This window comes from Pseudomonas fluorescens (genome assembly GCF_002022275.1).
Lineage (GTDB): Bacteria > Pseudomonadota > Gammaproteobacteria > Pseudomonadales > Pseudomonadaceae > Aquipseudomonas > Aquipseudomonas fluorescens_AJ.
In genome coordinates, this window is sequence record NZ_MSDF01000016.1 from 1 (window position 1) to 2,265 (window position 2,265).

The 2,265-nt window shown below is 54.8% G+C and carries 1 protein-coding gene; it reads right to left on the reverse strand.

The features are described from left to right. On the reverse strand, positions 1–2,265 hold a 2,265-nt coding region (locus BFW87_RS32260), incomplete at both ends, for an immunoglobulin-like domain-containing protein (RefSeq protein ID WP_368483945.1).

A 2,265-nucleotide genomic window follows, 5' to 3' on the forward strand; every position in this document is an offset into this window, starting at 1 on the left:
TTCTCGAAGTTGCCGCCAGTGGCCTTGGTGATCGTCGTGTTGACGGTCGAACCGTTGTTGTAGACGTCGTTGGCCGGGGTATGGAACACCACGGTGCCGGTCGATTTACCTGCTTCGATGTTGATGGTCTGACCGTTAGAAAGCGTCACGGTGACCGCAGTTTGCGCTGGATTGGTCAGCGTGGCGGTGTAAGTGATGTTGCCGCCTTCAACAACCGAGTTATCGGCAGTCAGAGTGACGGTGGTGGTATCGACCGAGTCAGTAATCGTCGTGGTCGCTGGCGCAGGGTTCGCCGCCAGGTTCTCGAAGTTGCCGCCTTCAGCCTTGGTGATCGTCGTGTTAACGGTCGAACCATTGTTGTAAACGTCGTTGGCTGGAGTTTGGAAAACCACCGAACCAGCGGTTTTACCGGCCTCAATCGTGATGGTCTGACCATTCGAAAGCGTCACGGTAACCGCAGTCTGCGCTGGGTTGGTCAGCGTAGCGGTGTACGTGATGTTGCCGCCTTCAACGACCGAGTTATCGGCAGTCAATGTAACGGTAGTGGTATCGACCGAGTCGGTAATCGTGGTGGTCGCTGGCGCTGGATTAGTCGCCAGATTCTCGAAATTACCGCCTTCAGCTTTGGTGATCGTCGTATTGACGGTCGAACCGTTGTTGTAGACGTCGTTGGCCGGAGTTTGGAAGGCCACCGAACCGGCAGTTTTACCGGCCTCAATAGTGATGGTCTGACCATTCGAAAGCGTCACGGTAACCGCAGTCTGCGCTGGGTTGGTCAGCGTAGCGGTGTAGGTGATGTTGCCGCCTTCAACGACCGAGTTATCAGCAGTCAGAGTGACAGTTGTGGTATCGACCGAGTCAGTAATCGTCGTGGTCGCTGGCGCAGGGTTCGTTGCCAGGTTCTCGAAGTTACCGCCTTCAGCTTTAGTGATCGTCGTATTAACGGTGGAACCGTTGTTGTAGACGTCGTTGGCCGGAGTTTGAAAAACGACAGTCCCAGAGGATTTGCCCGCTTCGATAACAATCGTCTGGCCGTTGCTCAAGGTGACGCTCACAGCAGTCTGCGCTGGGTTAGTCAACGTGGCGGTGTAGGTGATATTGCCGCCTTCAACAACCGAGTTATCGGCAGTCAGAGTAACGGTAGTGGTATCGACCGAGTCAGTAATCGTCGTGGTCGCTGGCGCAGGATTGGTCGCCAGGCTCTCGAAATTGCCGCCTTCAGCTTTGGTGATCGTCGTGTTAACGGTGGAACCGTTGTTGTAAACGTCATTGGCCGGAGTTTGGAAAACCACCGAGCCAGCGGTTTTGCCGGCCTCAATAGTGATGGTCTGACCATTCGAAAGCGTCACGTTAACCGCAGTCTGCGCTGGATTGGTCAGCGTAGCGGTGTAAGTAATGTTACCGCCTTCAACCACCGAATTATCAGCAGTCAGCGTGACAGTAGTGGTATCAATCGAATCAGTAATCGTAGTGACCGCAGGTGTAGTCGCCGGCACCAGATTTTCAAAGTTGCCGCCAGTCGCACCAGTAATAGTGGTGCTGATAGTCGAACCATTGTTGTAAACATCGTTAGCCGGGGTATCAACCACCACAGTGCCAGTCGACTCACCGGCTTTGATAGTGATCACCGAGCCATTGCTCAAGGTGACGGTCACCGGCGTCTGCGCCGGGTTGGTCAGTGTGGCGGTGTAAGTGATCTGCCCGCCTTCAACCACAGTCTGACCGGCCGTCAGCGTAACAGTGGTGGTATCGACCGAATCAGTAATCGTAGTGACCGCAGGCGTAGTACCCGGCACCAGATTTTCAAAGTTGCCACCAGTCGCACCAGTAATAGTGGTGCTGACAGTCGAACCATTGTTGTAAACATCGTTAGCCGGGGTATCCACCATGACGGTGCCAGTCGACTCACCCGCCTTGATGGTGATCACCGAGCCATTGCTCAAGGTGACAGTCACTGGCGTCTGCGCCGGGTTGGTCAAGGTGGCGGTGTAGGTAATCTGCCCACCTTCAACCACAGTCTGACCGGCCGTCAGCGTGACGGTAGTGGTATCGACCGAATCAGTAATCGTAGTGACCGCAGGTGTAGTCGCCGGCACCAGATTTTCAAAGTTGCCACCAGTCGCACCAGTAATAGTGGTGCTGATAGTCGAACCATTGTTGTAAACATCGTTAGCCGGGGTATCCACCACCACAGTGCCAGTCGATTCACCGGCTTTGATGGTGATCACCGAGCCATTGCTCAAAGTGACGGTCACCGGCGTCTGC